25 protein-coding genes are annotated in these 26,056 nt (G+C 66.9%); 11 read left to right on the top strand and 14 right to left on the bottom strand.

The genetic code is table 11. The features are described from left to right. The first annotated feature begins 30 nt into the window (after window positions 1–30). Window positions 31–396, top strand: a complete 366-nt coding sequence (locus tag AC1RJ5_RS17000; protein WP_493114526.1) for an ArsR/SmtB family transcription factor — start codon at window positions 31–33, stop codon at window positions 394–396. Continuing rightward, window positions 377–862, top strand: coding sequence for an SRPBCC family protein (locus tag AC1RJ5_RS16995; RefSeq protein ID WP_269572931.1), 486 nt, complete (start codon window positions 377–379; stop codon window positions 860–862). The genes AC1RJ5_RS17000 and AC1RJ5_RS16995 overlap by 20 nt, the downstream gene beginning before the upstream one ends. A 117-nt stretch (window positions 863–979) precedes the next feature. On the opposite strand, the gene AC1RJ5_RS16990 is transcribed toward AC1RJ5_RS16995, so the two are convergent. The 4 genes from AC1RJ5_RS16990 to AC1RJ5_RS16975 form a co-directional block, all read right to left on the bottom strand. Beyond that, window positions 980–1,339, bottom strand: coding sequence for a hypothetical protein (locus tag AC1RJ5_RS16990; RefSeq protein ID WP_493114524.1), 360 nt, complete (start codon window positions 1,337–1,339; stop codon window positions 980–982). Window positions 1,340–1,517: 178 nt separating this feature from the next. After that, the gene (locus AC1RJ5_RS16985; protein WP_269572933.1) at window positions 1,518–1,736 is read right to left on the bottom strand and encodes a hypothetical protein; all 219 of its coding nucleotides are present in this window, start codon (window positions 1,734–1,736) and stop codon (window positions 1,518–1,520) included. A 126-nt stretch (window positions 1,737–1,862) separates the two neighbouring features. Beyond that, window positions 1,863–2,060, bottom strand: a complete 198-nt coding sequence (locus AC1RJ5_RS16980) for a hypothetical protein (RefSeq protein WP_269572934.1) — start codon at window positions 2,058–2,060, stop codon at window positions 1,863–1,865. A 62-nt stretch (window positions 2,061–2,122) separates the two neighbouring features. Next, a complete protein-coding gene (locus tag AC1RJ5_RS16975; RefSeq protein WP_493114522.1) occupies window positions 2,123–3,499 on the bottom strand; it encodes a helix-turn-helix domain-containing protein in 1,377 nt (458 codons plus the stop codon). 338 nt (window positions 3,500–3,837) lie between these two features. Between AC1RJ5_RS16975 and aceA the strand changes: the two genes are divergently transcribed. Together aceA and AC1RJ5_RS16965 are read left to right on the top strand one after the other, a co-directional pair. Then, entirely contained in the window at window positions 3,838–5,124 is a 1,287-nt protein-coding gene (gene aceA, locus AC1RJ5_RS16970; RefSeq protein ID WP_342250723.1) for an isocitrate lyase, read from the top strand. A gap of 23 nt (window positions 5,125–5,147) precedes the next feature. Continuing rightward, on the top strand, window positions 5,148–5,300 hold the full coding sequence (locus AC1RJ5_RS16965; protein WP_180147184.1) for a hypothetical protein: 153 nt from the start codon (window positions 5,148–5,150) through the stop codon (window positions 5,298–5,300). A gap of 106 nt (window positions 5,301–5,406) precedes the next feature. Here the strand turns inward: AC1RJ5_RS16965 and AC1RJ5_RS16960 are convergent, their stop codons facing one another. Next, the gene (locus AC1RJ5_RS16960; RefSeq protein WP_342250722.1) at window positions 5,407–6,864 is read right to left on the bottom strand and encodes an MFS transporter; all 1,458 of its coding nucleotides are present in this window, start codon (window positions 6,862–6,864) and stop codon (window positions 5,407–5,409) included. A gap of 150 nt (window positions 6,865–7,014) precedes the next feature. Here AC1RJ5_RS16960 and AC1RJ5_RS16955 point away from each other — a divergent pair, with 150 nt between their 5' ends. Further along, the gene (locus tag AC1RJ5_RS16955) at window positions 7,015–8,160 is read left to right on the top strand and encodes an acyl-CoA dehydrogenase family protein (protein ID WP_269572938.1); all 1,146 of its coding nucleotides are present in this window, start codon (window positions 7,015–7,017) and stop codon (window positions 8,158–8,160) included. 110 nt (window positions 8,161–8,270) lie between these two features. Next, window positions 8,271–9,059 carry an SDR family oxidoreductase gene (locus AC1RJ5_RS16950; protein WP_269572939.1) on the top strand — a complete coding sequence of 263 codons (789 nt, stop codon included), beginning with the start codon at window positions 8,271–8,273 and terminating at the stop codon, window positions 9,057–9,059. Between the two features lie 223 nt (window positions 9,060–9,282). Here AC1RJ5_RS16950 and AC1RJ5_RS16945 read toward each other — a convergent pair whose 3' ends face one another. The 4 genes from AC1RJ5_RS16945 to AC1RJ5_RS16930 form a co-directional block, all read right to left on the bottom strand. Continuing rightward, on the bottom strand, window positions 9,283–9,585 hold the full coding sequence (locus tag AC1RJ5_RS16945; RefSeq protein WP_342250720.1) for a UrcA family protein: 303 nt from the start codon (window positions 9,583–9,585) through the stop codon (window positions 9,283–9,285). Window positions 9,586–9,672: 87 nt separating this feature from the next. Further along, a complete protein-coding gene (locus AC1RJ5_RS16940) occupies window positions 9,673–11,217 on the bottom strand; it encodes a M56 family metallopeptidase (RefSeq protein WP_493114518.1) in 1,545 nt (514 codons plus the stop codon). Beyond that, window positions 11,214–11,588 carry a BlaI/MecI/CopY family transcriptional regulator gene (locus tag AC1RJ5_RS16935; RefSeq protein WP_493114516.1) on the bottom strand — a complete coding sequence of 125 codons (375 nt, stop codon included), beginning with the start codon at window positions 11,586–11,588 and terminating at the stop codon, window positions 11,214–11,216. The genes AC1RJ5_RS16940 and AC1RJ5_RS16935 overlap by 4 nt, the downstream gene beginning before the upstream one ends. 77 nt (window positions 11,589–11,665) lie before the next feature. Continuing rightward, the gene (locus AC1RJ5_RS16930; RefSeq protein WP_184164537.1) at window positions 11,666–13,921 is read right to left on the bottom strand and encodes an NADP-dependent malic enzyme; all 2,256 of its coding nucleotides are present in this window, start codon (window positions 13,919–13,921) and stop codon (window positions 11,666–11,668) included. Window positions 13,922–14,148: 227 nt separating this feature from the next. On the opposite strand from AC1RJ5_RS16930, the gene mutS reads away from it, so the two are divergent. From mutS to AC1RJ5_RS16905, 5 genes are all read left to right on the top strand, one after another. Next, window positions 14,149–16,728, top strand: coding sequence for a DNA mismatch repair protein MutS (gene mutS, locus AC1RJ5_RS16925; RefSeq protein ID WP_493114720.1), 2,580 nt, complete (start codon window positions 14,149–14,151; stop codon window positions 16,726–16,728). Next, window positions 16,725–16,949 carry a hypothetical protein gene (locus AC1RJ5_RS16920; RefSeq protein ID WP_184164533.1) on the top strand — a complete coding sequence of 75 codons (225 nt, stop codon included), beginning with the start codon at window positions 16,725–16,727 and terminating at the stop codon, window positions 16,947–16,949. The genes mutS and AC1RJ5_RS16920 overlap by 4 nt, the downstream gene beginning before the upstream one ends. 164 nt (window positions 16,950–17,113) lie before the next feature. Continuing rightward, the gene (locus tag AC1RJ5_RS16915) at window positions 17,114–18,823 is read left to right on the top strand and encodes a cellulase family glycosylhydrolase (RefSeq protein WP_493114514.1); all 1,710 of its coding nucleotides are present in this window, start codon (window positions 17,114–17,116) and stop codon (window positions 18,821–18,823) included. A gap of 114 nt (window positions 18,824–18,937) precedes the next feature. Continuing rightward, window positions 18,938–19,858, top strand: coding sequence for a hypothetical protein (locus AC1RJ5_RS16910; RefSeq protein ID WP_269572944.1), 921 nt, complete (start codon window positions 18,938–18,940; stop codon window positions 19,856–19,858). A 76-nt stretch (window positions 19,859–19,934) separates the two neighbouring features. Continuing rightward, window positions 19,935–20,867: a glutaminase gene (locus AC1RJ5_RS16905; RefSeq protein WP_269572945.1), complete on the top strand. Its 933-nt coding sequence runs from the start codon at window positions 19,935–19,937 to the stop codon at window positions 20,865–20,867. Here the strand turns inward: AC1RJ5_RS16905 and AC1RJ5_RS16900 are convergent. The 5 genes from AC1RJ5_RS16900 to AC1RJ5_RS16880 all read right to left on the bottom strand — a co-directional run bounded on the left by AC1RJ5_RS16900 (window position 20,864) and on the right by AC1RJ5_RS16880 (window position 25,968). Further along, window positions 20,864–21,262, bottom strand: a complete 399-nt coding sequence (locus AC1RJ5_RS16900) for a hypothetical protein (protein WP_342250717.1) — start codon at window positions 21,260–21,262, stop codon at window positions 20,864–20,866. The two genes, AC1RJ5_RS16905 and AC1RJ5_RS16900, sit on opposite strands and share 4 nt — an antisense overlap. Before the next feature lie 439 nt (window positions 21,263–21,701). Beyond that, window positions 21,702–22,244 carry a hypothetical protein gene (locus tag AC1RJ5_RS16895; RefSeq protein WP_493114511.1) on the bottom strand — a complete coding sequence of 181 codons (543 nt, stop codon included), beginning with the start codon at window positions 22,242–22,244 and terminating at the stop codon, window positions 21,702–21,704. Window positions 22,245–22,323: 79 nt separating this feature from the next. Further along, complete coding sequence (uvrB, locus tag AC1RJ5_RS16890; protein WP_184164515.1) at window positions 22,324–24,510, bottom strand: excinuclease ABC subunit UvrB; 2,187 nt, start codon at window positions 24,508–24,510, stop codon at window positions 22,324–22,326. Window positions 24,511–24,562: 52 nt separating this feature from the next. Next, a complete protein-coding gene (locus tag AC1RJ5_RS16885) occupies window positions 24,563–24,955 on the bottom strand; it encodes a hypothetical protein (protein WP_493114509.1) in 393 nt (130 codons plus the stop codon). Next, entirely contained in the window at window positions 24,952–25,968 is a 1,017-nt protein-coding gene (locus tag AC1RJ5_RS16880; protein WP_493114507.1) for a LysM peptidoglycan-binding domain-containing protein, read from the bottom strand. Before AC1RJ5_RS16880 ends, AC1RJ5_RS16885 begins: the two co-directional genes overlap by 4 nt. Window positions 25,969–26,056: the final 88 nt, after the last annotated feature.

Genomic DNA, 26,056 nt, shown 5'->3' with positions numbered 1-26,056 from the left:
CAAATCCGCGATAGGCTAACACTGAACCACATGGTTCAGTTTTCAGCCGCCGCCCGCCTCGACGCTTCCTTCGCCGCTTTGTCGGACGCCACGCGCCGCGGCGTGCTCGAGCAACTCGCACGCGCGGAAGCGTCGATCACCGATCTTGCCGAACGCTTCCACATGACCCTCACCGGCATGAAGAAGCATATCCACGTCCTCGAGCGCGCCGGGCTGGTCGTCACCGAGAAGATCGGCCGGGTGCGCACCTGCCGGCTCGGCGCGCAGGGCCTCGCCGACGAGGCGGCCTGGATCGCCGGCTATCACCAGCTCTGGAACGCGCGCTTCGATGCGCTCGACCAGGTCATCGCGGAACTCAAAGCCCAGGAGAATTTGGATGAGCCTGAACGCCACTGAACTCGGCGCCACCAAGGTGACGCGCACCTCGGACACCGAAGTCGAGGCCACCCGCCTGTTCGACGCCCCGCCGCACCTCGTCTGGCGCGCCTGGACCACGCCCGAGCTGTTCCAGCGCTGGTGGGTACCCGCCTCGCTCGGCGCGCCGATGCATGTCCGCGAGCTCGATGTCCGCGTCGGCGGCGGCTATCGCATCGAGTTCGACGGCGAGGGCGGCCAGGTCTGGGCATTCTTCGGCAAGTACGTCGAAGTGGTCCCCAACCAGCGCATCGTCTGGACCAACGAGGAGAGCGAGGACGGCCCGATCTCCACCGTCACCTTCGAGGAGCGGGACGGCAAGACCCTGCTCACCTTCCACGAACGCCACCCCTCCAAGGAAGCGCTCGACGCCAATATCGGCGGCAGCGAAGGCCTGCCCGAACAGTTCGCCCAGCTGGCGGAACTGCTGGCCGAACAGGCGGCGTAACCCAAACACCCCAAACTGCTCCCCGGCGAAAGCCGGGGCCCAGGGTTTCTCTGCCGTCTCGCTCGGTTACCCCGGGCCCCGGCCTTCGCCGGGGAACAGCAAAGCCGATCGCGCGCGCTAGTTCACAAAACCGTTGAGCGTGATCGGATCGCCCGACATCAATGTCTGCGTCTGCAGACCCATCGCCGTCGGCCAGGTCACGATCACGGTGCCGGCGAAATTGGTGATCTCGAGCACCGGCGCGCCACCGGGAGCATTCAGCGGCACCATAATGTTCGCGGCAAAGCTGGTCCCGCTCTCGACATTGAAGTTGATCGCACCCGAGGTGATGTAGAGCGACGAGAACGAGAGCGTGCCGGACATCGACAGGGCGCTCGTCGTGTCGAGCGCGAAATTGCCGTTCTGCACAAGGATCTGCGACGTCGTCGTCGTCAGCATCGCGTTCTGGAAATTGATCGTGATCATGCTCATCGACATCGCCCGTCCCCCTGGAATTGCGCGCCCTTCCTATCCGGTCGCCCGCACCGGCGTTAGCGCGATTGCCGCGCTTCCGGTGCTAATCCCACGCAGACCTCAAGGGCGCTCGCTCGCCGGAAAAGCGCGATCTGAAACATACCGCTCTCCCTACGCAGCTGGGAATGGCGATGAGCGAGAACTAGCCGGCAGGCGTGCGCGCAGCGAGCCAATAGAGAAACGCAGCCGCGCCAAAGGGTATGACGAAAAACAGGAAAAACACCTCCGGCGCTTCCAGGATCAGGGAGGGGTAGAAAATATATCCAAGCCAGAGCGGGAAGAGCATGACGATAGGCGTGGTCCACAGCGACACCGCCACCCTTCGCAGCTTCTGCTGCCGATTGAGCTTCCACCACCACATCGCTCGATCCTGCCATGGGCCATTCCCGGCTTCCAGTCTTTGATCGCACGGAACGTCTGGCCCTGGTCCCCCGCAAACCCGAACTCTCGCGCCCGTTCGTCAGCGCCCGCTCACCAGTGACGGAAGCTACTGCCAGCTGAGCACCGTCCAGATGACACCCGTCACCTGCAGGATCAGGACGACGCCGACGCCGGTGCCCAGCCACGCCCAGACCCATGCATTGAACCGCTGGTTGCGCAGCAGATAGGCGATCGCGAAGACAGGCAGCACCCCGATCAGCGCCGCGAAGAAGAAAAGCAGATAGATCATCAGCAGGCCGGGCATGTTGGAATTCTACCGATGAAGCAGGCCTCCACAAGGGGGATGCCTGCCATGCCTCTGCGCGCCTAATCCCCCGCAAAGCCGAACGGCGTAACCCCGCTCTCCCGCTCGCTCGCCAGCGCCGCGCGCCCCGCCGGTACCGCGCTGCGCTGCGCACAATCCGGCCGGGTACAGGCCCGGCAGCCCAGCCCCACCGGCACCGCCTCGCCCGCCAGGTCGACGCCCCGCGCCGCGGACAGCACCCGCGCCTCAGCCGCCGCCAGCCCGATGCCGATCGAGAAGCGCGCCTTCACCCCGCGCGCCCCCTGCGGGGTCCGCGCCTGGGCCAGCGTGAACCAGCGCGCACCGTCCTCGGTCTCGACCAGCTGGCGCAGCGTCTCGTCCGCCCGGCCGAACGCTTCGGTGAGGTTCCATAGCGGGCACAGGCCGGGACCTTCCACCAGCGCCGATCCGCTCGCCCCGGCGAAGCGCTTGGAGACCTGCCCTGCCCGGTCGATCCGCATCAGGAAGAAGGGCAGGCCGCGCGCGCCCACCCGCTGCAAGGTGGTCAGCCGGTGCGCCACCTGCTCGAAGCTCGCCCCGAAGCGTCGCTGCAGCACTTCCATATCATAGCCGCTCTGCTCGCACGCCCGCAGGAACCGGCCATAGGGCATCACCAGTGCCGCCGCGAAATAGCCGACCAGATGCCGCGTGTAGAGCCGCTCGCCCGCGCGATCGAGCCCGGCACCGCGCACCAGCGCCTCGATCTCGCCCCGCGCTTCCTGCGAAAGCCGCTCGGCCAGCGCGAAGGTCCGCCCCGGCACGTCGAGCAGCTCGGAGAGCTGCACCTGCCGCGCATGCAGATCGAGCCGCTTGAGCAGCCCCGGCATCACGTCCGCCGGCAGGATGCGCACGGAGAGCTGGTGCCGCACCCGCAGCCGCTCGGCCATCGCGCCATAGGGATCGCCGGCGGTCTGGCGCAGCTCGTCGGCCAGCGCCTCGGCCACGGCGTCGAGATCGGCGAAATGGTTGCGCCAGCGCTCGACCTCGCGGCGCACCTGCCGCCCGGGATCGCCCGCCCCCGCATCCGCCGCCGGCCCGCCGCCGCCCAGCCGGTCATAGGCGCGCGCGAACGCCTCCGCCCCGCCCGGCGCGCCCGCCAGCCATTCCTCCATCTGCTGCCGGTCGATCTCGAGATCGGCGAACAGCGGATCCGCCAGCCGCCGCCGCAGCGCCTCCATCCCCCCGCCCGGCTCGGCCGCCGCCAGCTTGCGCGGATCGAAGTCGTACACTTCGGCCAGCCGCAGCATCAGCGCGGCGGAAACCGGCCGCTGGTTGCGCTCGACCAGGTTGAGGTAGCTGGCCGACACCCCCAGCGCCTCGGCCATCGCCGCCTGGGTCAGCAGCAGCTGCCGCCGCAGCCGGCGCACGGCATGTCCCGCGAAGAGCTTCTGTTCGGCCATCCAATTCCGCCTTCAAAAACTATCCTCCCTGGAAGGGAGGGGGCGGGGGTGGGTGGAATGCTCGCGATAGGGTGCAGTCACACCAGACTCATCCGTATCGCCAGGCCCCCAACCGTCCCTGCCGCTCCCTTCCAGGGAGGAGAATAGATGCTGTCCTACACCAAATGTTCCCGATACGTTCACTCCGAACGAGTCGATCCAAATTGTAAATAATTTACAACCTTTCAAGACAAAGGAAAGCCGCCTCAACACCCAGACCCTCACGAATGCACACATCGACTGCAAAGGGACTCAAGAAATATCCATACAGACTGGGCAACCTAGTCAAGGAACACACAATGCCGACGCGCTTCGAAGACCTGATCCCCGCCCCCACCGGCCGGTTCGACGGCATCGTGCGTCCGTACACGCCGGAGGATGTCGAGCGGCTGCGCGGCTCGCTCCCCATCGAGCACACGCTCGCCCGCCGCGGCGCATTGAAGCTGTGGGAGCTGCTCCAGACCGAGGATTACATCAACGCCCTGGGCGCGCTCAGCGGCAACCAGGCGATGCAGATGGTCCGCGCCGGGCTCAAGGCGATCTACCTGTCGGGCTGGCAGGTCGCGGCCGATGCCAACACCGCCGGCCAGATGTACCCCGACCAGTCGCTCTATCCCGCCAATGCCGGCCCGGAGCTGGCAAAGCGGATCAACGCCACGCTCCAGCGCGCCGACCAGATCGAGCATATGGAAGGCGGCGCCAAGCGCGACTGGTTCATGCCGATCGTCGCCGATGCCGAAGCCGGCTTCGGCGGGCCGCTCAACTGCTTCGAGATCATGAAGGCCTATATCGCCGCCGGCGCCGCGGGCGTGCATTACGAGGACCAGCTCGCCTCGGAGAAGAAGTGCGGCCATCTCGGCGGCAAGGTGCTGATCCCCACCCAGGCGCATATCCGCAACCTCGATGCGGCGCGGCTTGCGGCGGACGTCGCCGGCGTGCCGACGGTGATCTGCGCCCGCACCGATGCCGAGAGCGCGCGCCTGATCACTTCGGATGTCGACGAGCGCGACCGCGAGTTCCTCACCGGCGAGCGGACCCCGGAAGGGTTCTTCCGCCTCAGGGAAGGCACCGGCGTCGATCACTGCATCAAGCGCGGCCTGGCGTTTGCCGAGCATGCCGACCTGCTGTGGTGGGAAACCTCGAAGCCGAACCTGGACGATGCCCGCCGCTTCGCCGAGGCGATCAAGAAGGAGTTCCCCAACAAGATGCTGGCGTACAATTGCTCGCCCAGCTTCAACTGGGAGAAGAATCTCGACAAGGACGACATCGCCCGCTTCCAGCGCGAGATCGGCGCGATGGGCTACAAGTTCCAGTTCGTCACCCTGGCGGGCTTCCACCAGCTCAACTACGGCATGTTCGAGCTGGCCCGGGGCTACAAGGATCGCGGCATGGCGGCCTATTCGGAGCTGCAGCAGGCCGAGTTCGCCGCCGAGGCAAACGGCTACACCGCGACCCGCCACCAGCGCGAAGTCGGCACCGGCTATTTCGATGCGATCGCCACCACGCTGGCGGGCGGATCGAGCAGCACCACGGCGCTGGCCGAGAGCACCGAAGCCGCCCAGTTCGTCACCACCGAAGCCGCCTGAAACCTGAGAAAGGAGTGATTGCCATGACCGAACCCCAGCGCAGCCGCGCCGTCTTCTCGACCGAGGATTTCCGCCTCATCCGCGACGCGGTGGCGACCCATCTCGAGAAGGTGAAGGACGCTCCCGAGAGCGTGAAATACGCCAACCTCTATCACCGCCTGGGCCGCGTGGCCTGAGGACGCCGACTTTCCCTCTTCCCCCGCGCCATCCCTGCTTGGTCGGGGATGGCGGAAGGGGATGAGGAACGACTTTCCTGGGGAGGAAAGGATGTCCGCCGGGGGGTCAGCCCTCGGCGGACATTTCCGCGCTTCGGCCGGCAAGCACGGCCACCCGGGCCTCATGCTCGGCCTTGCCGAAGGGGAAGAAGCGATAGAGGCCCGCCGCCGCCAGGGCGAGCACGGCGTAGAGGACGGAGAAGAGGATGGTCAGCCGATCCACTGCCGCCGGGGCGACCTGCCCCACCTTGGCCACCGCCGGGAAGTCGACCAGGTCGAGCAGCATGCCGGTCGCCCAGATGCCCAGGCCGCTGCAGCATTTCTGCACGAAAAAGGCGCCGGCGAAGAACACGCCCTCGTTGCGCCGCCCGGTCTCGATCTCGGAGTGCTCGACGACATCGGCCATCATCGAGGAACCCAGGATCGTCGCCGAGATGCTGCACGTCACATTGAGGACGTAGATGACGAACAGCGAAGGCAGCATCCACGTCGTGCCGGGCTCGGGAAACAGTCCAGCGAGGCGCAGGACATAGGGCAGCGCCACCCAGAAGGCGGCCGCCGCCATCAGCCACATCGCCGCCCTGGGCTTGCCCAGCCGGCGCGAGACCCGGGGCGCGACGAGAAAGGCGAAATAGGCACCGACCAGCAGCGAGAAGGCGATGATCGTGAAGTCCTGGTTCTGGAAGCGCCAGACATGGGCGTAGATATAGCTCGACAGCGCGAAGCTGACGCCCTGCGCGCAATAATAGCAGAGCCCCGCCGCCATCAGGATCAGGAAGGCGCGGTTCCGCACCGTCCGGCCCAGCTCGCCGAAATGCGCACCGAGCGACTGGCGCGTGCCCTCGGCACGGGGCAGCCGCTTGATCTCGCCGTGCGTGCCCCAGGCCGAAACCAGGATCGCGAACACCATCAGCCCGGCACTCACCAGCGAGAAGGCCGGGTAGTTCTCCCGGACAAGCTGGCCGTTGGGATGGCCCGGGGAGGGCCCGAGCAGCCAGGAATAGGCAAGGATCATCATCACCAGCCCGCCGGCCCAGCCGAACAGGAAGCGATAGGACATGATCCGGGTCCGCTCCTCGTAATCGGCGGAAAGTTCCGGGGTCAGCGCCTGGCTCGGCACTTCGTACGCCGAGACCGCGGTGCGGACGAGCACCGACATGGCGAATACCCAGAGCAGCATGTTGCCATGCGAGAGCGAGGGCGGGTTCCACAGCAGGATCCAGCCCACCGCGATCGGGATGGCGGAGGCATACATCCAGGGATGGCGCCGCCCCCAGCGGCTCCGCGTCCGGTCCGACAGGAAACCGATCGCCGGATCGGCCACCGCATCGAGCAGCAGCGCGCACATGATCGCGAAGCCCACCTCGGTCGCCGGCAGGCCGAGCACCTGGTTGAAGAAGAACAGCAGGAAGGTCGAGAAGCAGAAATCCTTCACGCCGTAAGCCACCGTGCCGAAGCCATAGGCGAGCATGATGGGGGTGCGGATTCGCCGTGTCGGGGGCACTGCCGCCTGGTTGGTGTCCATGCCCTTGCGTTCCCTCTCGACCCGTTTGCCGCGCAGCATAGGTGCCGCACCCGGAGGGTCAACCGGAACAGATTGGAACATCGGGTATGGCTTGCCCAAGCCTGTGCTGGCGGTATAGCGTCCCGCTTCGAACCTGAGGAACGTGAAGCAATGGCGCTCGACCCCGAAGTCTTCGATACGCTGATCGACACTATCCGCCGCTTCGTCAGCGAGCGCCTCCGCCCGCTGGAGGGCGAGGTCGAGGCCGCCGACGCCATCCCGGCGGAGGTCATCGACGAGATGAAGGCCCTCGGCCTGTTCGGCCTGTCGATCTCGGAGGACTATGGCGGCCTGGGCCTGACGATGCTCGAGGAGTGCAGGGTTGCCATCGAGCTCGGCCGCACCACCCCGGCGTTCCGCTCGAGCTTCGGCACCAATGTCGGCATCGGCTCGCAGGGCCTCGTCATGGCCGGCACCCCGGAACAGAAAGCGCAGTGGCTGCCCAGGATCGCCAGCGGCGAGATCGTCACCAGCTTCGCCCTGACCGAGCCCGATGTCGGATCGGACAGCGGCGCGGTGAAGACCCGGGCGGTTAAGGATGGCGATGTCTACCGCCTCACCGGCACCAAGCGCTTCATCACCAATGCCGACAAGGCCGAGCTCTTCACCGTCATGGCCCGCACCGGCGACGAGCCGGGGGGCCGCGGCGTCTCCGCTTTCCTGGTGCCGCGCGACCTGCCCGGGGTGAGCATCGGCGAGCCCGAGAAGAAGATGGGCCAGAAGGGCGCAAGGGTGGCCGATGTCGTGTTCGACGACACCCCCGTCCCCGCCGCCAACCGGCTCGGCGCCGAGGGCGAGGGCTTCAGGATCGCCATGCAGGTGCTGGACCGCGGCCGGCTCCATATCTCGGCGGTGTGCGTCGGCGTGGCGGAGCGGCTGATTGCCGACTGCGTGGCCTATGCGAGCGAGCGCAAGCAGTTCGGCAAGCCGATCGCCGAGCACCAGCTGATCCAGGCGATGCTCGCGGATTCCAAGACCGAGGCCCTGGCCGCCAAGGCGCTGGTGCTGGAGACCGCCGCCGCCAAGGACGCCGGCCAGAACACCACGATGGAAGCCGCCGCCGCCAAATATTTCGCCAGCGAGATGGTCGGCCGGGTGGCCGACCGCGCCGTGCAGATCTTCGGCGGCGCCGGTTACATCGCAGACTATGGCATCGAACGGCTGTACCGCGATGTCCGCCTGTTCCGGATCTATGAGGGCACCAGCCAGATCCAGCAGCTGATCATTGCCCGCGAGACGCTGAAGCGGGGCGGGTAGAAGAGAATAGCCGTCATCCCGGCGAACGCCGGGATCTCAGGCGGAAGCGCGGCGAAAGAGCCGCACAGGATCCCGGCTTTCGCCGGGATGACGAATTTGGAGAGGACAGAATGGACACAAGCACGCTCTTCCGCCTCGACGGCCGGATCGCACTCGTCACCGGCGGCTCGCGAGGCATCGGCCGGATGATCGCCGAGGGCTATGTCGCCCAGGGCGCCAAGGTCTATGTCTCGTCGCGCAAGGCCGAGGCCTGTGAGGAAACCGCCGCCGCGCTCGGCCCGAACTGCATCGCCCTGCCGATGGACGTGTCGACCGTGGAAGGCTGCAAGGCCCTCGCCGCTGCGCTTGCCGAGCGCGAGGAGCGGCTCGACATCCTGGTCAACAATGCCGGCGCCGCCTGGGGCGAGCCCTTCGACACCTTCCCGGAAAAGGGCTGGGACAAGGTGATGGACCTCAATGTGAAGTCCCCCTTCTTCCTCACCCAGGCCCTGTTCGACCTGCTCAAGGCCGGCGGCTCGGCGGAGCGCCCGGCCAAGGTGATCAACATCACCTCGATCGACGGCCAGCGGCTCAATCCCTGGGAGACCTACAGCTATCACGCCTCCAAGTCGGCGCTGATCTACCTGACCAAGCGCATGGCCGCCCGGCTGATCCGCGACCATATCAACGTCACCTCGATCGCCCCCGGCGCCTTTGCAAGCGACATGAACAAGGCGGCGCGCGACCATGGCGGCGAAGTCGCCAAGGCGATCCCGGCCAGGCGCATCGGCTATGACGAGGACATGGCCGGCGCCGCGATCTTCCTGGCCAGCCGCGCCGGCGACTATGTCGTGGGCGACACGATCACGGTCGATGGCGGACTGGTCAACGCTTCGCTGGGGATTAGCATCGACGGCTGACGCCGCTTGCAATGTAGGATCTGGCCTGCTGGGCTGGAGCAGCCGGCGCCATCGCCGGCCGCTCCTTGATGCCGTTGGGAAAATAGGATCGCGCGCTCGCAAGATTGTTGCGAGATGCGCGGCGTTGGCGGGAATTGCATCAATTTGAGGCGCCCCAAACCCCGCGCTTGGCCTGTACTTCGTGTACTTTCGCGAGTCGCCGCCCGAGCGATGTTGGAGAGGCCTAACGCCGATAATAGGCGCGACGCACCGGCTCGGGCATGGCGTCGGCCATCGACTGGCGCAGCGTGTCGAGGCAATAGCCCGTCTCGTTGCGGATCAGCTGCGGCGTGACGGTATCGCCATGCGCCCGGCAAAAGGCGCGCACCGCGGTCTCCACCCGGGCACGCAGCACGTCGCGGCCCGCCGGGGTGTCGAGGGCAAGGTCGGCATAGGCCAGCCGGGCCGACGGCTCGGGCCGCTGCATGGGCTCCCGCGCCGCGCAGGTGCCAGCCAGGACAAGGGACAGGAACAGGATCGAACGCATCGTCATTCTCCCTTCAGTGCGCCGGGCAAGCCGGCTCCGTGGCGCGAAAGCCGCGCTTTGGTTCGGTGGTGCTGGGTCAGCGCGAGGCTAGAGGACGCCCTTCATCTGCTCCGCCTGCTTCATCATTTTCCAGGCCTCGGTCCGCAGCGTCTCTGCGGCATTGCGGTACCCCTGTCGGATATCGAGCGAGAGGCCGGGGTCCTGCGCCTTTTCACGATATTCCTTTGCCGCCGCGCGCAACTGGCCCGCCGCCTCCATCAACTGCGCCACCTTGGCCTTCACATCCGGCCCGGTTTTCCAGGACAGCTTGATCGGCGCACTCGCTTCCGGCTTGCTTGCCTCCAGCGACGCCTTGACCATGCTGCGCGCCTTGGCCCCGCTCAGGTAAACCTCCTCCATGCCGGGCACAGGAGGCTTTGCCGGCGCAGGCTTGCGATCAAGAGGCGCCTGCTCCCGGACATCGGCAGGTGGCGTGACGAGCGGAGCACGCTCCTGCCTGGCGACAGTCGGCGCGACGAGCGAAGCCCGCTCCGGCCCGACAGCGCGCGGCGCACGCAGCGGTCGGCGCTCCTGCGTGGCGGGTGCCGCCGCCCGGAACCTGAGCGCGCCCGGCGCCGGGTTCGGCTGCGTCTCGAGCCTGGCCAATGCCGCCCGCAGGTCACCGCCCATGTGGGGCACCTGCACGTAGGGCTTCTCGACCAGCTGCATCGCCGCCAGCGGCGCGATGCCCAGCGGGATGCTGCCGATCAGCGCGGTGCAGAGCAGCCCGCTCGCCGGCTTGCGCGGCGCCGCGTCGAGCACAAGCCGGATCCGCCGGCCAAGCGCGCTGCGTGTCACCGCCATGCCGCACGCCGAATGCGCGCCGCAGCCGCCGGCCACCGCCAGCAGCGTCTGCGCATAATCGGCCCGCGCCACCCGCGTCACCGCATCCTCGTCCGCCGCCAGTTCGGTCTGGCGGGCAAGCTCGGTAACTAGCAGCCAGGCGAGCGGATTGAACCAGAACAGCGCCAGCGCGACCCGCGCGGCGAGCATCACCGGCCAGTCAAAGCGGCGGACATGCGCCATCTCATGAGCAACCACCGCGGCGGCGCGGTCGGGCGAACGCTCGGTATCGGGTCCGATCAGGATCGTCGCCGGCGCCACGCCCAGGCTCAGCGGCGAGGGCACGCGCGGCGAGACGAGCAGTCGCACGGGCCGCCTCAAGGGTTCGGCGGCCCGTGCGATCGCCTCCATCCACACGGGATCGGAGACGGGCACCGCATGGCGGGTCCAACGGTGCAGCGTGAACAGGCCGAGCGCGAGACGAAGCAGGATGAGCGTGCCACCCATCATGTAGGCAAGGGCGATCCAGTCGATCTCGGGCGCGGGCGCTGCCGTCGCCACGGGCAAGACGACGGCAGCCGCCGCCTCCGGCAGTGCCGGCAACGGCGCGCTCGCGGGCAACACCGCGATCTCGAGCGCGGGCACGGTGAGGATCAGCAGCGGCAGCAACAGCAGCGCCACAACCCCGGCACGCAGCATCGCGACCCGCTGCGCCGCCGGCCGCCCGCGCAGCGCATGGCTCGCGAACAATGCAACGGCACAGGCCAGCGAGGATTTCCAGCCAAGCTCGATCAGCAGGTCGAAGCTCATTTCGCTTCTCCCCGTGCTTCGTCGATCGCGCGCTGGAGCTCGTCGATCTCATCCCGGGTCAGCCGGGTCTCCATGCCGAGCAGCGCCGTGGCGGCGCGTGCCGCGGAACCCTGGAAGAAGGTCTGCACCAGCCGCTGCAGCGCCGTCTCCGCCACCGCATCGGCCTGTGGCACCGGGGCATAGACATAGGCCTGGTTGCGCGCGCTGTGGCCGATCAGCCCCTTGGCCTCGAGCCGGCCGAGCAGGGTGCGCACCGCGGAGTCACTGGGCGGATCGGCCATCGCCCCGCGCACGGCGGCGGCGGTGCCCTCACCCAGGCTGCACAATGCCTCGAATACCTCGCGCTCGCGGCGCGGCAGCGATTCGATCACGACTCGACCTCCCTCAACCTGTTACATTTGTAGCATGCTACAAATGTAACAGGCAAGAGGTGTTTTATCGTGCTATATCAGCGGGCAATCCCGCCCGCAGCCAGCACCGCCAGCGTCACCAGTTCGCTGGCCGTGGCAGTCATCGGCGCGATCTGCACCGGCTTCTCCATGCCGATCAGCATCGGGCCGATGGTCGAATCGCCACCCAGCTCGCGAAGCAGCTTGGCCGAGATGTTGGCCGACTGCAGGCCGGGCATGATCAGCACATTGGCCGGGCCAGAGATCCGCGCGAAGGGATAGTTGGCGAGCTGGCGCTCGTTGAGCGCGACGTCCGGCGACATCTCGCCCTCATATTCGAACTCGACCGCGCGCCCGTCGAGAATCTTGATCGCGCCGCGGACATTGTCGAGCCACTGGCCTTCGGGATTGCCGAAATTGGAGTAACTGAGGAAGGCGACACGCGGCTCATGGCCCATGCGACGGGCAACCGTCGCAGCGCCCTCCGCGATGTCGGCCAGTTCCTCGGCACTGGGCCGCTCGTTCACCGTGGTGTCGGCGATGAACACGGTGTGCGACTGGCCGACCAGCACGTGCATGCCGAACGGCGTCTGGCCCGGGCGGTGATCGATCACGCGCTTCACCTGGCGCATCGATTCGGCCCAGGTGCGGGTCACGCCGGTGATCATCGCATCGGCATGGCCGAGCTGGAGCAACAGGCCACCGAAGATGTTGCGGTCGCGATTGACCATCCGCTCCGCGTCGCGGCGGAGATAGCCGCGGCGCTGCAAGCGGGCATAGAGGAACTCGACCATTTCCGGCACCAGCGGCGAGTTGACGCTGTTGTGGACCTCGAAGTCGTCGGGATTGACGCCAAGCACCCGCAGCCGATCATGCACGCTCTCGCGGCCGACCAGCACAGGCGTGCCATAGCCGCCATCCTTGAAGGCGATCGCCGCGCGCAGCACGACTTCCTCTTCGGCTTCGGCGAAGATGACGCGCTTCGGATTGGCCTTGGCGCCCTCATAGGCGAGGCTGAGCACCGACGTCGTCGGGTTCAGGCGCGCGCGCAGCGTCTGGCGATAGGCGTTCATGTCGGTGATCGGCTTGGTTGCCACGCCCGAGTCCATCGCCGCCTGCGCGACGGCGGCGGGCACCAGTTCCATCAGGCGCGGATCGAACGGCGCCGGGATGATATAGTCGGGGCCGAAGCTGTGCTGCGTGCCATAGGCCGCGGCGACTTCCTCGGGCACCTGCTGGCGGGCGAGCTCGGCGATGGCCTGCGCGGCGGCGACCTTCATCGCGTCGTTGATCGTCGTCGCGCGCACGTCGAGCGCGCCGCGGAAGATGAACGGGAAGCCGAGCACGTTGTTGACCTGGTTCGGATAGTCCGAACGTCCGGTGGCGATGATCACATCCGGACGGGCCCGCTTGGCTTCCGGCGGCGTGATCTCGGGATCGGGATTGGCCATCGCGAAGATGATCGGCTTGAGCGCCATGTGGTTGAGCAGCTCGGCGGGCAGCGCCCCCGCGGCCGAGAGGCCCAGGAAAACATCGGCGCCTTCCAGCGCATCGGCCAGGGTGCGGCGCTCGGTGGAGACGGCATGCGCCGACTGCCACTGGTTGATGCCTTCGCGGCCCTGGTAGATCACGCCGGTACGATCGAGCATCAGCAGATTGTCGTGCGGCAGGCCCATCGCCTTGATCAGCTCGGCACAGGCGATCGCGGCCGCGCCGGCGCCGTTCACCACAACGCGGGTCGTCCTGATGTCGCGCCCGGTCAGGTGGAGCGCGTTGATCAGGCCGGCGGCGGCGATGATCGCGGTGCCGTGCTGGTCGTCATGGAACACGGGAATGTTCATGCGCTCGCGCAGGGTCTGCTCGATCACGAAGCACTCGGGGGACTTGATGTCCTCCAGGTTGATGCCGCCAAAGGTCGGCTCCATCAGCTCGACCGCGTCGATGAAGCGATCGACGTCCTCGGTCTTCAGCTCGATGTCGATCGAATCGACGTCGGCGAAGCGCTTGAAGAGCACGGCCTTGCCTTCCATCACCGGCTTGGAAGCCAGCGCGCCGAGATTGCCGAGGCCCAGGATCGCGGTGCCGTTGGAGATCACGGCGACCAGATTGCCCTTGGCGGTATAGTCATAGGCGGTCGCCGGATCCTCGGCGATCGCGCGCACCGGCACGGCGACGCCGGGCGAATAGGCCAGCGCGAGGTCGCGCTGCGTCGCCATCGGCGTGGATGCGATGATCTCGATCTTACCCGGACGTCCTTCCGAATGGTACAGCAGCGCCTCGCGCTCGGAAAACTGGACGTTCGATTCCTCAGACATTTCTCTCTCCCGGATTACCCCTCCTTTAGGGGGGCGTTTCCGAGGTCGCAATGCGCGGAATCCGCCAAATGACGCTAGGTTTGCCGCGTTCCTGGTCTGATAATTTCGCGCAACCGTGCGGAAAACCGCACATCTCGCTTTTCCCCAGAAAAGCGACGAGCAGGTGTTGATCGGCGGGGACGTTCGGCTAGTCCGGAACGGACATGTCCTCCACCGCTCCCACTCCGATGATGGCGCAATATCTGGCGCTCAAGGCCGAGGCCGAGGATTGCCTGCTCTTCTACCGGATGGGCGACTTCTTCGAGCTGTTCTTCGAGGACGCCAAGATCGCCAGCGCGGTGCTCGACATCGCACTGACCGCGCGCGGCGAGCATGACGGCGAGCGCATCCCGATGTGCGGCGTGCCGGTGCATGCGATGGAGGGCTATCTCGCCCGCCTGATCAAGGCCGGCCACCGCGTCGCCATCGCCAACCAGACCGAGACGCCGGAGGAAGCGCGCAAGCGCATGGGCTCCAAGGCGCTGGTCAACCGTGCCATCGTCCGCGTCGTCACCGCCGGCACGCTGACCGAGGAATCGCTGCTCGACAGCCGCACCGCAAACTGGTGCGCGGCGATCGGCGAAGCGGGCGGCAGCGTCGCAATCGCCTGCGCCGACATCTCCACCGGCCGCTTCGAGATCATCGAGACGACGACCGACCGCGCCGGCGCCGAGATCGCCCGCCTCTCTCCCGCCGAAACCGTGGTCGGCGACGGATCGTCCTTCGACGAACTCGCCACCGTCACCCGCCCGCGCATCGACTTCGACAGCGCCGCCGGCGAGGACCGGCTCAAGCGGCTGTTCGGCGTGGCGACGCTCGACGGCTTCGGGCAATTCTCCCGTGCCGCGCTGGCCGCGGCGGGCGGCCTCACGGCTTATCTCGAGCATAACGCCAAGGGCTCGCTGCCCTTTCTGCGCCCGCCCCGCGTCACCCGCACCGAAGCGGCGATGGCGATCGACGCCGCGACGCGCGAGAGCCTGGAACTCACCGTCAGCTCGGCGGGCACCCGCAAGGGCAGCCTGCTCGACAGCGTGGACCGTACCGTCACCGGCGCCGGCGCGCGCCTGCTTGGCAGCGACATCGCCGCGCCGCTGATGGACCGCCCTGGCGTCGAGGCCCGCCTCGATCTCGTCACCCATTTCCATGACGACGCCCTGCTACGCGACATGGTCCGCGGCGCATTGCGGGCCATGCCCGACATCGGCCGCGCGCTCGGCCGTCTCGCCGCAGGGCGCGGCTCCCCGCGCGACCTTGGCCAGCTGCGCGACGGCCTGGACGGCGCCTGGCGCCTTGCCGAAAGGCTCCAGGCGACCGGCATTCCGCCACTGCTCGCCGACCTGATCCCGCAGATGCGCGGCCACGGTGCGCTGATCGACCTGCTCAGCCGCGCGCTCGTCCCGGAGCCGCCGGTCGATGCCGCGAATGGCGGGTACATCGCCGAGGGCTATGACGCAGCGCTCGACGACCTGCGCGACGCCGGCGCCGGCGGCCGCCGCGCCATCGCCGCGCTCGAGGCCGAGTATCGCACCCGAACCGGCATCGGCTCGCTCAAGATCCGCCATAACGGCGTGCTCGGCTATCATATCGAAGTGCCGGCCAAGAATGCCGATCCGCTGATGGCGCAGGACAGCGGCTTCACCCATCGCCAGACGCTGGCCGGCGTGGTCCGCTTCAACGCGCCCGAGCTCCACGACGTCGCGGTCAAGGTTACCCAGGCCGGCGCCCATGCGCTCGCCGCCGAAGCCACGCATCTCGAGGACCTCACCAACCGGGCGCTCGGCGACCGCGAGACCATTGCCCGTACCGCCGACGCGCTCGCCCGGATCGATGTCTCCGCCGGCCTCGCCGAACGCGCCGCCGAAGGCGGCTGGGCCCGCCCGCATCTCGTCGAGCATGCCTGTTTCGAGATCGAGGGTGGACGCCATCCGGTGGTCGAGGACGCCGTGGCGAAGAGCGGCGGGCGCTTCGTCGCCAATGACTGCAACCTGTCCGAGAGCAGCCGGCTCTGGCTGGTCACCGGCCCGAACATGGGCGGCAAGTCGACCTTCCTGCGCCAGAACGCGCTGATCGCGGTGCTGGCCCAGGCCGGCAGCTACGTCCCCGCCGCCCGCGCGACGCTCGGCATGGTCGACCGGCTGTTCAGCCGCGTCGGCGCTTCCGACAACCTCGCCCGGGGCCGCTCTACCTTCATGGTCGAGATGGTCGAGACCGCCGCGATCCTCGCCCAGGCGACGCCGCGCAGCTTCGTCATCCTCGACGAGGTCGGCCGCGGCACCTCGACCTATGACGGCCTCGCCATCGCCTGGTCGGTGGTCGAGGCGATCCATGAGGACAATCGCTGCCGCTGCCTGTTCGCCACGCACTATCACGAGCTGACCCGGCTGGCCGAGCGCTGCGACGCGCTCACCCTCCACCATGTCCGCGCGCGCGAGTGGAAGGGCGATCTCGTCCTCCTCCACGAAGTCGCCGAGGGCCCGGCCGATCGCAGCTATGGCCTGGCCGTCGCGCGCCTCGCCGGCCTGCCCCCGATCACGATCAAGCGCGCCAAGGCCGTACTCGACAAGCTCGAGGCCGGCCGCGCCCAGACCGGCGGGCTCGCGGCGGGGCTGGACGACCTGCCGCTATTCGCCGCCACCGCAGTGGAAGAGGAAGAAGCGGTCGATGTACTGCGCACCGAGCTCGGCGCGCTCGACATCGACAGCCTGTCCCCCCGCGAGGCGCTGGAGATGCTCTACCGGCTCAAGGGCCTGGCGGCGGAAGGCGCATGAACGCGCTCGACCTTACCGACCAGTTTCTCGCCATCCTGCTGCGCGAAGTGGGTGGCACGCGGCGGCGCTGGCGCAACGTCATCGGCCCGGTGAAGCGCTACAGCGCCGAGACCCATCCGCATTGCAACTGGTCGATTACCCCCGGCGGCGAGGCGGACGAGAATGACGCGATCGAGCGCATCGCCGATCGCCTGCGCGACAAGCACCCGATCATCGATTGATCCGAATCGGAAGTACACGAAGTACAGGCCAAGAACCGCCTTCCGGCGCCATCCCCATCGACAATTGTGATCGCTCTCAACCGCGCTTCGCGCTAGGTTCCTCCAAAACCGAACAGAGAGGACCGCCCGGAATGAAGAAGCTCGCGCTCGCCTTGCTCGCTTGCATGACAACGTTGCCAGCGTCAGCCCAGACCTTCCTGCGCGCCGATGGCCAGCGCATCGTCGACGAGAGCGGCAACCCGGTGCTGCTGCGTGGCATGGGGCTGGGCGGCTGGATGCTGCAGGAAGGCTATATGCTCCAGCTCGGCCAGCTGGGCTCGGGCCAGCAATATCGCATCCGCGCCGCGATCGCCGAGCTGATCGGCGAGGAGAAGACGGCGGAATTCTACAAGGCCTGGATCGACAACCACACGCGCAAGGCGGACATCGACATGATGGCGCGCTGGGGCATGAACTCGGTCCGCCTGCCGCTCCACTACAACCTGCTCACGCTGCCGATCGAGAAGGAACCCGTCGCAGGCAAGGACAGCTGGCTGGAGGACGGCTTCAAGCGCATCGACACGCTGCTCGCCTGGACCAGGGCGAACGGCATGTACCTGATCCTCGACCTGCACGCCGCGCCCGGCGGCCAGGGCAACGACCTGCCGATCGCCGACCGTGATCCCGACAAGCCTTCGCTGTGGCAGAACGCCGAGAACCGCCGCAAGACGATCGCACTGTGGCGCGAGCTTGCCCGGCGCTACGCCGACGAACCCGGCATCGGCGCCTATGACGTGCTCAACGAGCCCAATTGGGACTTCACCGCGCCCGGCGGCGACCATGGCTGCAAGGAGACGAGCAACGCCCCGCTCAAGCAGCTCTATACCGATATCGCCGCCGCGATCCGCCAGGTCGACAAGCGCCACATGATCATCATCGAGGGCAATTGCTGGGGCAACAATTACCAGGGCCTGCTGCCCTTCGCCGACAAGAACACCGCGCTCAGCTTCCACAAATACTGGAACACCAACGACGAAGCCTCGATCGCCGGCGTGCTCAAGCTGCGCGAGACCTACGACATGCCGCTCTGGCTGGGGGAATCGGGCGAGAATTCCAATGTCTGGTTCCGCGATGCGATCAGCCTGGTCGAGAAGCACGATATCGGCTGGGCCTTCTGGCCGCTCAAGAAGATCGGCTTCAACAACCCGCTGGAGATCGTGCCCAATCCCGGCTGGGCGAAGCTGGTCGCCTATTGGACCGCCAAGGGCCCGCGCCCGACCGCCGAGGAAGCCTATGCCACGCTGATGCAGCTCGCCCGGCACGACATCCGGCACGAGAACAATGTCTTCCATCCCGACGTGGTCGACGCGATGCTGCGCCAGCCGCACGATCCCAGCCCCCGGTCCTTCGCACCGCTCGGGGTAGCCGCCGAAGGCGCCGAGATCGGCGCCACCGATTATGATCTCGGCCCGGACGGCGTCGCCTATCACGACAGCGACAACGCCAATTACCATGTCTCCACCGGCAAGGCGCGCACGCTGTGGAACAACGGGCGGACCTGGCGCAACGACGGGGTCGACATCGCCCGTGGCGAGGGCGAGAGCCTGTATGTCAGCGACTTCGTGCCCGGCGAATGGATGCGCTACACGCTGGTGGCCGAGGGCGGCGGCAGCTTCGCGGTGGAGATCGAAGTGAAATCCGACACCGGCGGCCCGCTGAGGATCACGCTCAACGGCGGCGCCCCGGTTACGCTTGCGGTGCCCGGCAAGCCCGGCTGGCAGAAATTGCGCCTCCCCGCCCCGGTCTCGCTGCTCGACGGCAACAACAAGCTGGTGCTTGGCTCCGCGGGGTTCGCCGGCAATGTGCGGCTGCTCCGTCTCCTTCCCGCCCGCTGACCCCGTCCGGGTATCGAAACGGCTCGCTCCGGAGCGGTGCAAAGACCCCATCGCGCCGTTGGCCGCCGCAATCGCTTGCGATACAAGGGCCGCACTTTGTTCAACGAGGTACCTGTGCGGAAACTGTCTCAAGCAATCGGCGCGGCTGCGCTGCTCCTCGCCACCCCGGCCTTCGCGCAGGACCGCGCCGATTCCGACGGCCAGTCGACGATCATCGTCCGCGGCAAGGTGCTCGATGCCAAGGAGCAGGCACGGGCGCTGGTCGGCCGGATGTCGGTGCCGGTGGAGGGACAGCTCGCGCGCTACGGCGACGAGGTCTGCCCCTTCGTCTCGGGCTTTACCGATGTCTATGCCCAGAAGGTCGCCGCGCGCATTCGCAAGGTGGCGACGGAGGCGGGCGCGAAGCCCGGCGACGCCAGGTGCCGGCCCAATCTGGTGGTGGTGATCGTGGATGACGGCCGCGAATTCACTCGCGAGCTCTACCGCCTCTATCCCACCCAGTTCACCGACATGGACCCCACCAAGCGCAAGCGCCTGCTCGCCTCCACGGCGGCAGCGCGCAGCTGGACCGTCACGCGCATCCATAACGAGGATGGCCAGATGATCGGCGAATCCCGTTCGAGCGACAGCGACACCAGCGGGAACGGCGCGCGGATCACCATCGGCAACGGCAAGCCGGTGCTGCGCATCCCCCAGGCATCGATCATCAACCAGTCCACCCAGCAGCAGATCGAGCTCGCCTATGTCGTGATCGAGACGCGCGCGACGCTCGGCAAGAACCTGATGCAGGTGGCCGATTATGCCGCGATGCGCGGCCTGATGCAGAGCCGCCCCGAAAAGCTGGCGACCGACGACGACACCATCCTGCGCCTGTTCGAGCCCGGCGCGCTGCCCGGCCCGACGACCCTGACCGCCAGCGACCGTGCCTATCTTTCCGGCCTCTATTATGGCCGCGGCAACCGCAGCGCGGCGTCGCAGATGGGGCAGATCACCTCCGGCGTCGCCAAGAGCACCGGCGAACCGGCAAACCCCTAGTCGGGCGCGGCGGGGCGCCGGCGGCTATTTCGGCGCGATGATTTGCGTTCGCGCCGGCGCCGTCTAGCAAGGGCAGATGGAAAGCCTGTCGCGGATCGTTGCCGATATCGCCGCCGAGATGGCCGCAGCGCCCGATCGCGGCACCCCGGCCCAGTATATCCCGCCCCTCGCCGCCGTGGATCCGGCGCATTTCGGCATCGCGATCACCCTTGCGGACGGCAGCGAATATGCCGCCGGCGACGCGGATCTGCCCTTCTCGATCCAGTCGGTCTCCAAGGTGTTCGCGCTCACCCAGGCGCTGGGCGCGGTGGGGGACCAGCTCTGGCAGCGCGTCGGCCGCGAGCCTTCGGGAAGCGCGTTCAACTCGATCGTCCAGCTCGAGACCGAGCACGGCATCCCGCGCAATCCCTTCGTCAACGCCGGCGCGATCGTGGTCGACGATGTCCTGCTCGGCCGCGGCGCCCCGCGTGAAGTCATCGGCGAGATGCTGCGCTTCGTGCGCGGACTGGCGGGCGACGAGGCGATCCATGTCGACGAAACCGTCGCCCGGGCGGAGCAGGACACTGGCTTCCGCAACTTCGCGCTTGCCCAGTATATGCGCGCCTTCGGCAACCTCCATCGCCCGGCCGAGGAAGTGCTCGGCGTCTATTTCCACCAATGCGCCATCGCGATGAGCTGCCGCCAGCTCGCCCGCGCAGGCCGCTTCCTGATGGCGGGCGGGGTCCAGCCCGATACCGGGCTCAGCATCGTCTCGACGCGCCGCGCCCGCCGCATCAACGCGCTGATGCTCACCTGCGGCCATTATGACGGATCGGGCGAATTCGCCTTCCGCGTCGGCCTGCCGGGCAAGTCGGGCGTGGGCGGCGGGATCCTCGCGGTCGCTCCTGGCATCGCTTCGATCGCGGTCTGGTCGCCGGGGCTCAACGAGCGCGGCAATTCGCAGCTCGGCACGCTGGCGCTCGAGCGGCTGGTCCATCACACCGGCTGGTCGATCTTCGATCCGCGCTAGGGGCAGATCGCGTTCCTGAGGCCTTCGATCGCAGTGATCCTGCCGGCGTCGGCCTGCCACCAGACGCGGGCGATCTCGATGCAGGGGAAGCCCTCCCGCCGCCAGTCGGCACCGTGCGAGGGCGGGCTGACCGTGAAACCCTGTGCGGCAAGCTCGCGGATCAGCGCTGCTTCGTCACTGCCCCTCGGGAAGCGTGCACGCAGCCGCGCCGTCAGCGCCGGGCTCGCTTTGGCATATTCGCCGGGCAAGTCGCGCAGCAGCGCCGGGGCCTGTGCCTCGCCGGCTCCCGAGCCCGGGAACAGCAGGTTGCCGATGACGACGCCGATCAGGCCCAGCACCAGGCCACCGCCCGCAATGCGGATCCAGCGCCATGCCGGGCTGCCGCGATCGATCATCTCGCCTTCCCCAAAATGAAAGAGGTCGCCGGGGCGTCTCCCGACGACCCGGCGACCTCCGACATGGTCAGCGGCCGGAAGCTCCAGCCCGGGAGACCATGCGGACCGCTTTGCTTCGGACTGATGCCGTTGATTGGAGGAGAATACCTCCCGGCGCCGTACGATCGGAGGGCTTCCGATCGCGCCTGAAGCTTAGCGGTGCGTCTCCCGAACGAACTGAACCGACCCCATTGCTGAACCATGAGACATCGGATCACCTCCTTTCGCTAGTTGAAGAAGCCTGTGCACTCGAAGGGCACGCCAACTATTTGAATCACCGCGAGTCGCAGAACAAGTCTTGTATAAAATCTTTTTCTGAGCGATTCTGGAATTCTGGGCCGGAAGCCGGCCCGGGCACCCCCGGCATCGCTACCAAAGGCCCGCCGCCGCGACCCGCAGCCTAGCTGCGGCAATCCTCGGCGACGCGCAGGATCTCGGCATAGGCCGGCACCACCAGGGTCGGCAGCCCGCTGCCCTCCACCAGGAAGCGCCCGCGGCTATAGCCCATGGCGTCGAGGACGGAATCGCGCGGCCCCAGATCGGCGGCCAGCCAGGGCGTGGCGCCGGCAGGCAGCGGCTGGACGGGAAGCTGGCGCAGCGTGCTGGTGGTGCGCACCGTCAGGTTCGCCGCACCGTCACCGCGGCGCGACAGCACCACCCGGCCGCGCGCATTGTCGCAGCGCAGGATCAGCTCCGCCTCGGCCCCGGCCACGCCATAGAGCGCGACCGAGCCGCGCCCGTCCTGCTTGTAGGCCCAGGTCCCGGGCGTCAGCGGCCAATCGCGCCAGTCGGCACCCAGCGTGGGGGTCGGCGCGGGCGCGGGTGCCGGAGCGGGCGTGGGCACGGGAACCGGCCGGGGTGCCGGCGGCGGCACGATGGGCGGGGTTTCCGAACAGCCCGCAATGGCAAGCGCGGAGGCGAAGACGAGCAATTGGCGGCGCATGCCCGGCCTTATGGGGGAAGTACCGGAAGGGCTCAACCGCCGCGGCGACGAAACGGCCCGCCGGCGCGTGGCGACGTGCCTAGCGCTTCCCGCCCCATTTCTTCTGCACCTTGCCGTAGCGCGTCTTGCGCGTGCCCGGCTTGCCTTCGTTCGACCGCCCCATGACCGGCGCCTTGCGCTGGTCCTCGGGCAGGCCGAGCTCCTCGGCTTCGAGCGCACGGATCTCGTCGCGCAGGCGCCCGGCTTCCTCGAACTCGAGGTTCGCCGCCGCGTCGCGCATCTTCTTCTCGAGTTCCTCGATATACGCGCGCAGGTTGTGGCCGACCATGTGCGGACGGTCGGCGTCGATCTCGACCGTCACCTGGTCCTTCGAGGCGACGTGCGCGATGATGTCGCCGATATTGCGCTTGATCGTCGCCGGCGTGATGCCGTGCTCGCGGTTATATTCCTCCTGCTTCTCGCGGCGGCGGCCGGTCTCGGCAAGCGCGCGCTCCATGCTGCCGGTCATGCGATCGGCATAGAGGATCACCCGCCCCTCGACGTTGCGCGCCGCGCGACCGATCGTCTGGATCAGCGAGGTCTCGCTGCGCAGGAAGCCTTCCTTGTCGGCATCGAGGATCGCGACGAGGCCGCATTCCGGGATGTCGAGGCCCTCGCGCAGCAGGTTGATGCCGACGAGCACGTCGTACACGCCCATGCGCAGGTCGCGGATCAGCTCGATGCGCTCCAGCGTCTCGGTGTCCGAGTGCATGTAGCGGACCTTCACGCCCGCCTCGTGCATATATTCGGTCAAATCCTCGGCCATGCGCTTGGTGAGCGTCGTCACCAGCGTGCGATAACCCTTGGCCGTGGTCGCCTTGCACTCCTGGATCAGGTCCTGGACCTGCTCCTCGACCGGCTTGATCTCGACCGGCGGATCGATGAGCCCGGTCGGGCGGATCACCTGCTCGACGAACACGCCGCCGGTCTGCTCCATCTCCCAGCCGCCCGGCGTCGCCGAGACATAGACGGTCTGCGGACGCATCGCCTCCCATTCGTTGAAGCGCAGCGGCCGGTTGTCGATCGCGCTCGGCAGGCGGAAGCCGTACTCGGCCAGCGTCACCTTGCGGCGATGGTCGCCGCGCGACATGCCGTTGATCTGGCCGATCGTCTGGTGGCTCTCGTCGACGAACAGCAGCGCGTTCTCCGGCAGATACTCGAACAGCGTGGGAGGCGGCTCGCCGGGCAGGCGTCCGGTGAGGAAACGCGAGTAGTTCTCGATGCCCGCGCAGCTGCCCGTCGCGGCGATCATCTCGAGGTCGAAATTCGTGCGCTGCTCCAGCCGCTGGTGCTCGAGCAGCTTGCCCTCCGCCTCCAGCTCCTTGAGCCGCTCGCTCAGCTCGTGGCGGATGCCCTCCATCGCCTGCTTCATCGTCGGCCCGGGCGTCACATAGTGCGAGTTGGCGAAGACGCGGACATAGTCGAGGCTCGCCACCTTCGCGCCGGTCAGCGGGTCGAACTCGGTGATCTCCTCGATATCGTCGCCGAAGAAGGAGATGCGCCAGGCGCTGTCCTCATAGTGCGAGGGGAAGATCTCCAGGCTGTCGCCGCGCACCCGGAAGGCACCGCGCCCGAAGGCGGCGTCGTTGCGCTTGTACTGGAGCGCGACCAGCTTGCGGATCACCTCGCGCTGATCGACCGACTGGCCCTTCTTCAGATCGAAGATCATCGCCGAATAGGTCTCGACCGAGCCGATACCGTAGAGGCACGACACCGAGGCGACGATGATGACGTCGTCGCGCTCGAGCAGCGAACGCGTCGCCGAGTGGCGCATCCGGTCGATCGCCTCGTTCACCGAGCTTTCCTTCTCGATATAGGTGTCCGATCTGGGAACGTACGCTTCGGGCTGGTAGTAGTCGTAATAGCTGACGAAATACTCGACCGCGTTCTCCGGGAAGAACGACTTCATCTCGCCATAGAGCTGCGCGGCCAGGATCTTGTTCGGCGCCAGCACCAGCGCCGGGCGCTGCAGCGTCTCGATCACCTTGGCCATGGTATAGGTCTTGCCCGAGCCGGTGACGCCGAGCAGCACCTGATCGCGCTCCCCCTGCCGCGCCTGCTCGACCAGCTCGGGGATCGCGAACCGCTGATCGCCCGAGGGCTCATATTCGCTGACGAGCTTGAACGGCCGCCCGCCCTCGAGCTTGTCAGGGCGCTGCGGACGGTGGGGGACAAAGCTCTGCCCGGTCTCGGGCTCGGCCAGGCTGGTGCGAATCTGGATTGCCATCGCGGGGAATATGGGAAGCGGGGGAGGCTCAGGCAATTGGGCAGGCGGCCAATCAACCATCAGGCGGCGGAGGATATTTTATCGGCTTGTCACCGTATCTTTCTCGGAGCACGCGATCACGCCGATCTTCCGGCCACTCATCTTCCGGAATCTCGTTTGGAAACTCGAAACCGGCATCAAAAGAATTACCGGTTATCACATAGGATAGGACCGCCCATTCCTTTCCCGGTTCGGCGGCATACCAAACTCCAAACAGCGCATCGGACAGCGCCTCGCTGACCATGAAACATTCGACGTAATCGCCCCGATCAAGGAAAAGCGATTGCATCATCATCCCCGGCTTCGCGATGGCATAAAGGAACGCTCCATCGGGGTTGCCACCGATTTCGTCCGCAATCGCCTGCCCGATGTCTTGCAGCCCCTTCTCCAGTGCTTGCTCATTCATGGTTGCTTCCTTTGCGCGGCATTGGGAAACCGTCGGATATTATACTGGCCATCGATCCAGAAGCGGACCTCGATCACCGACGGCCGGAGTGAGAGCTTTTCGTAATGTGCACTGATATCGACTTTGACCTGATGCCCCGCGCGTATTGCCGCATCCCATTTATTCTCCAGCGTGGCATACTCGCTCTTGTTGAATGAATAGTCCTGAGCGAAATGGTTGAAGGGTTCTTTGGGGCCGTTAAAGCGGCGCGCGATGAAATGCCCACCTTGGTCGGTTGGCAGGCGATCCGCCCCGCCCGCAGCCAATTGATTGGGACGAGAGCGCCCTTGCCCCGGATTAAGAGTCAGAACTCCACGAACACGCTTGGTCCGAAGCAACAGATCAAGTTCATAATGATAGCCATTCTTCGATAGCCTTGTGTGAGTTTCTCTCGCCTGATCTTCAATCGAGGGAGGCTTCGCGGGGTTGGGCGGCATCCGCCCATCATGGGTTCCCATATACAGTGCCAGGGCCATGAACTTGCTGCGAGCATCCCGCCCCTCATCCAACGAGCGCTGTGTTGGCAACATAAGCATTTGCCCAATGCGCAACTTGCCCACGGGAATGCGGTTCAGCCCTGCGAGATCTTCAACGGTCAGCCCCTTCCGCATGCGTGCGATGCTGGTCAGGCTATCGCCCGGTCGAACAACGTAAACTTTCCAGTTCGCCGGATGCCAGGGACTCAGATCGCTGCGATCCGGAACATAGGGATCGCGCTCCGACGGCTGCCGCCGCCCTCCATAATCTTCGCGTATCAGCTTGGCGCCGGCCTCGCGGTCGCGCTGCGTGTGATCCTGCGGCGCATAGCCATTCGGATAGAACCGCCCCTGTCCGACAAAGGTGAAACGGCCGTTCCCGGTATCGTGCCAGGGGTTGAACTTGAACTCGACGCCCGCCGCCGCACGATACCCCGTCCGCAGATAGATCGCGAAGGCGCTCTCAGCCCTTCGGGAATTCGATCGCTTCAATTTCATGTGCCACCTCTCCCCGGGCAGCAACGTGGGGACCCCATGGAACATATCAAGAACAAATGAACCTATTTGGTTCAAATTCATTGCGGGT

Source organism: Sphingomonas sp. GW822-FHT03G08, from assembly GCF_058801135.1.
The sequence above is the reverse complement of the archived record's forward strand: the minus strand, read 5'-3'. Positions and strand labels throughout refer to the sequence as shown.